The organism is Streptomyces huiliensis (genome assembly GCF_020037025.1).
GTDB classification, from domain to species: domain Bacteria; phylum Actinomycetota; class Actinomycetes; order Streptomycetales; family Streptomycetaceae; genus Streptomyces; species Streptomyces huiliensis.
In genome coordinates this window covers 1-4497 of record NZ_JAIQLH010000090.1, presented here as the reverse complement: position 1 = coordinate 4497, position 4497 = coordinate 1, and the positions used below count along the sequence as shown (strand labels likewise).

Genomic DNA, 4497 nt, shown 5'->3' with positions numbered 1-4497 from the left:
CTACGGCTTTTTTGCGTTTCCCGATAGCGTGGCCGTCATGAGCGGTCGCGCACAACTGATGTGGGATGAAGCGGTCACCGGCTACGACTTCGGCCCCGGCCACCCCATGGACCCGGTACGACTCGCCCTCACCATGCGGCTCGTCGAGGCGTTCGGCGTCGACAAGGCGATGCGCGTCGTGGCCGCCAAGCCGGCCGGGGAGTCGACGCTGCGGCTGGTGCACCGTCAGGACTACATCGAGGCCGTCCGGGCGGCGTCCGCCGACCCGCGGGCCGCCGACCCCGCCTACGGCCTCGGGACCCCGGACGACCCCGCCTTCGCAGGCATGCACGACGCCGCCGCCCTGATCGCCGGGCAGTCCGTCGCGGCCGCCGAGGCCGTGTGGCGCGACGAGACCCGGCACGCCGTCAACTTCGCCGGCGGCCTGCACCACGCCATGCCCGGCGCCGCGGCCGGCTTCTGCGTCTACAACGACGCCGCTCTCGCCGTCGCCCGGCTCCTCGAACTCGGCGCCGAGCGCGTCGCCTACGTCGACGTGGACGTCCACCACGGGGACGGCGTCCAGGCCGCGTTCTGGGAGGACCCCCGCGTCCTCACCATCTCGCTGCACGAACACCCCCGCACCCTCTTCCCCCAGACCGGCTGGCCCCAGGAGACCGGCGCCCCGGAGGCCGAGGGAAGTGCCGTCAACGTGGCGCTGCCGGCCGGGACGGGGGACGCGGGGTGGCTGCGGGCGTTCCACGCCGTCGTCCCTGAGCTGCTGGCCGCCTTCCGGCCGCAGGTGCTGGTGACCCAGCACGGGGCCGACACGCACTTCGAGGACCCGCTCGCGCACCTGACGGTCTCGCTGGACGCCCAGCGCCTCGTCGCCGAGTCGTGCCACGCCCTGGCCCACGAGCACGCCGACGGGCGCTGGGTGGCCCTGGGCGGCGGCGGGTACGCCGTCGTCGACGTGGTGCCGCGGTCCTGGACGCACCTGTGCGCCATCGCCGCCGGCCGGCCCGTCGAGCCCGGCACGGACGTCCCGGACGACTGGCGGCACGAGGTGTACCGGCGCACCCGGCAGTGGGGGCCGTCGCGGATGACCGACGGACTGCGGCCCGAGTGGCGGGACTTCGCGACGTCCGGCTACGACCCCGCCGACCGCCTCGACCAGGCGGTCCTGGCGACCCGCAGGGCCGTCTTCCCTGCCCACGGCCTGCTTCCCTGACCCCGCGCCGCCACTCCGCCCGTCCGGAAAGCCGCCCCGGAGCCCTCCGGCGCCCTCCCGAACCCTCCGGCCCCCGCCGGTCCACGAGCCCTCCCCGTACCCCCCCCGTACCCCGCCCCCCCCGTGCCCCGTTCCCGCCCGTCCCCGTTAGCCGGGCGTGGAACGCTTGCGCGCGCATCTGCTCGCCACCGGCCTCGCCGGGGTCGTGGCCACCACCCGGGAGCGGAGCCTCGACCGCTATCGGCGGTTTGTGGCCGGGGACCCGCGGGTGCTGATGGGGCTGGAGCCGGAAAGTGACTGGCGCTACGAGGAATTGTTACGGCTGATGGGCCAAAGGTGTGGAGTTTCAGCCGATCCTGAACAGACTTCCGGGCATGATGTGATCGATCCGGATCGAACGCTGACGGCGCTGGGCGCCTTCGCGGAACGCCTCGCCACGGTCGCCGCGACGGGCGCTCCGGTGCTGATCGGTACCGGTCACCCCCACCGGCTCCTGGGTTTCTACGCCGGTTTGGCCGCCGGTCTGTCGTCGGCGGGATGTGCTGTCCTCACCCCGGCGCAGGGTCGAAGTATCGACATAACGACCCGGTTTGGCGTACGCACATACAACCTTGACTACGTCCGGGGAGTCGCGATGGTGCGTGAACCCGGCGCGCGCGCCACCGCGAACGAGCCGGGCGCACACACGCATTCACCCCTCCCGCTTCGTACCGCGCTGGCCGCCGCGGCGGATGCCGGAGGCCCCCTCCCGGGCCTGGTCATCGGGGACCACGGGTGGGTCTGCGGAGCAGGTCAACTGGGCTTTGAGGCCATCGGACTGGCGGATTCCGACGACCCCGCGGTCTTCGTCGGAGAGGCCGAGGGGAGGGTGTCCGTGGCCGTTCCACTTGATGACACTGTGCGGTCTGATTACTACCGACCGCTTACTCGCTATGTACTCAATCGAGCGTGTCTGTCACGGTAGGCGGCCGATGGCTGCTCCTCTTCCCCACTCGCATCACCCGCCCCTAATCTGGGGAGTGAGCGCGCAGCGACGAGGAGTCACCGGAGGGGAAGCCGGTGCGCGTCATGTGCGGAAGGTTCAGGTGTGTCATGGCTGCTGGCGAAAGGCCTCTCAACGAGGTCGTGTTCCTGACCGTGGCGGAAGTCGCCGCGGTGATGCGCGTGTCCAAGATGACCGTGTACCGCTTGGTGCACAGTGGTCATCTGCCGGCGATCCGGGTGGGAAGGTCCTTCCGGGTCCCAGAGCAGGCGGTGCACGAGTACCTCCGTGAGTCATTTGTGGGGGTGGAAACCGCCTGACGAGGACCTCGGATTACGCTGTTCGCCCGGTGCCGGGTAGGCTGGCCCGATGTAGGTCGTGTGGGCTCGGACGCCCCGCACCGAGTGAATCGATGTAAGCGAGGGTAGTCGTGGGCTCTGTTATCAAGAAGCGGCGCAAGCGGATGGCCAAGAAGAAGCACCGCAAGCTGCTCAAGCGCACTCGCGTTCAGCGCCGCAACAAGAAGTAAGCAGCGTCGCTGTGTTCGTCCCGCAGCCCTCCCTCCGCTCCGGCGGTGGGAGGGCTGCGGTGCATCCGGCCCCGGGAGGCGAGAGGCGCTCTGTGAGGCGTACGGCGGCCTCAGGGGCCCGCGGGGCCCGTTGGGCCGGACGAGGCGCTCAGGGCCGCGTACGGCGGTCTCCACGGCTGGAAATGTCGCTCCCCGCGACGAGCGCACGTCACAGCGCGACGGCGAGCCGCTACGGTGGCCGCCACAGGGCACCCGGAAGCGGGTGGAGGATGTCCTCGGGACGGCTCCCCGGAGCATCCCCGGGACGGCTCTCCGGAACGCGCCTGAGAACGTCCTCCGGAACGTCCCCGAGAACGTCGTCCGCAACGTCCCCACGGAAGGGAAGGCGCTGACCTTGGGCAGGGTGGTGCTCGTCACCGGAGCCGCGCGCCGGCTGGGCGGCCGGTTCGTCCGCCGGATCCTGCGGGAGCCCGGCGTCGACCGGGTCGTCGCGGTGGACGCGGTGCCGCCCGAGCACGGCCTGGGCGGGGCCGACTTCGTCCGGGCCGACATCCGGCAGCCCGCCATCGCCCGGGTGCTGACCGAGCACGCGGTCGACACCGTGGTCCACATGGACGTCAACGGAACCCCGCTCGGCAAGCGGGGCAACGGCCGGGGCAGCCGGAGCGCGGTCAAGGAGACCAACGTCATCGGCACCATGCAGCTGCTGGGCGCGTGCCAGAAGACCCCCTCCGTGCGGCGGCTGGTCGTGAAGTCCACCACGAGCGTCTACGGCTCGGCGCCCCGTGACCCCGCGGTCTTCACCGAGACGACGCCGCCCAAGTCACTGCCCGGCGGAGGCTTCGCGAAGGACGCCGTCGAGGTCGAGGGCTACGTCCGGGGGTTCGCCCGCCGGCGGCCCGACGTGGCGGTGTGCGTGCTGCGCTTCGCCAACCTGCTCGGCCCCCAGGCCGACTCGCCGCTCGCCGAGTACTTCTCGCTGCCCGTGCTGCCCACCGTCCTCGGCTTCGACCCCCGGCTGCAGTTCGTGCACGAGGACGACGTCGTCGAGGTGCTGCGGATCGCCGCCTCGGAGCCGGCCAGGGGCACGCTCAACAGCGGGACGTTCAACATCGCGGGCGACGGCGTCGTCCTGCTCTCGCAGGCCGCCAGGCGCCTCGGACGCCCCACCCTTCCCTTCTTCCTCCCCAGCGTCACCTGGGCCGGCTCCGCGCTGCGTGCCGTCGGGATGCTGGACTTCTCGCCGGAGCAGATCCGGCTCCTCACCCACGGCCGCGTCGTGGACACCACCCAGATGCGCGAAACGCTCGGCTTCCACCCCCGGTACAGCTCGGCGGGGGCCTTCGCCGACTTCACCCGGAGCCGTGGCACAGGTCTGCTGCCGCCCCACACCCTCGCCCGTACCGTCGACCGGATCGCCGCCGCGGTGCCTGCCGGCCGCGGCCTGAAGTGAGGAGCGCACGCACCATGGCGGACGCGAAGGTCATCCCGTTCGGCGAGGAGCCGCGGTCCAGGCGGCGGTCGCGCCGCGGCGCCTCGGGCGGCGGCCGTACGCCGAGGGCCGCCGCGGCGCCCCTCGCGCCCGTCCCGCCGCCGCGCGACGAGCCGGAAGGGCCGGACGCTCCGGATGCGGGGGCCGCGACGGCAGGGGCTCCTGAGGCACCCGGCGCCGCCGAGGCGGCCGCCGACGGCTGGGAGCGGAAGCTCGCCCACGGGCTGAACTTCCTGCGGCGCCGGATCACCGGCGACTACGAGGTGGACGAGTTCGGCTTCGAC

At 72.3% G+C, this 4497-nt stretch carries 5 protein-coding genes and 1 pseudogene; all 6 read left to right on the top strand.

The genetic code is table 11. The features are described 5' to 3' along the window. Nucleotides 1–37: 37 nt before the first annotated feature. Entirely contained in the window at nucleotides 38–1210 is a 1173-nt protein-coding gene (locus JNW98_RS17905; protein WP_223769253.1) for an acetoin utilization protein AcuC, read from the top strand. A gap of 166 nt (nucleotides 1211–1376) precedes the next feature. After that, a complete protein-coding gene (locus tag JNW98_RS17895) occupies nucleotides 1377–2174 on the top strand; it encodes a phosphatase (protein ID WP_223769252.1) in 798 nt (265 codons plus the stop codon). A gap of 128 nt (nucleotides 2175–2302) precedes the next feature. Further along, nucleotides 2303–2512: a helix-turn-helix domain-containing protein gene (locus JNW98_RS17890; RefSeq protein WP_154080489.1), complete on the top strand. Its 210-nt coding sequence runs from the start codon at nucleotides 2303–2305 to the stop codon at nucleotides 2510–2512. Nucleotides 2513–2622: 110 nt separating this feature from the next. After that, on the top strand, nucleotides 2623–2721 hold the full coding sequence (locus JNW98_RS17885) for a 30S ribosomal protein bS22 (protein ID WP_003948845.1): 99 nt from the start codon (nucleotides 2623–2625) through the stop codon (nucleotides 2719–2721). Nucleotides 2722–3115: 394 nt separating this feature from the next. Continuing rightward, a complete protein-coding gene (locus JNW98_RS17880) occupies nucleotides 3116–4174 on the top strand; it encodes an NAD-dependent epimerase/dehydratase family protein (RefSeq protein WP_223769254.1) in 1059 nt (352 codons plus the stop codon). Nucleotides 4175–4188: 14 nt separating this feature from the next. Further along, nucleotides 4189–4497, top strand: a pseudogene (locus JNW98_RS17875) (glycerol acyltransferase); the annotation flags it as partial.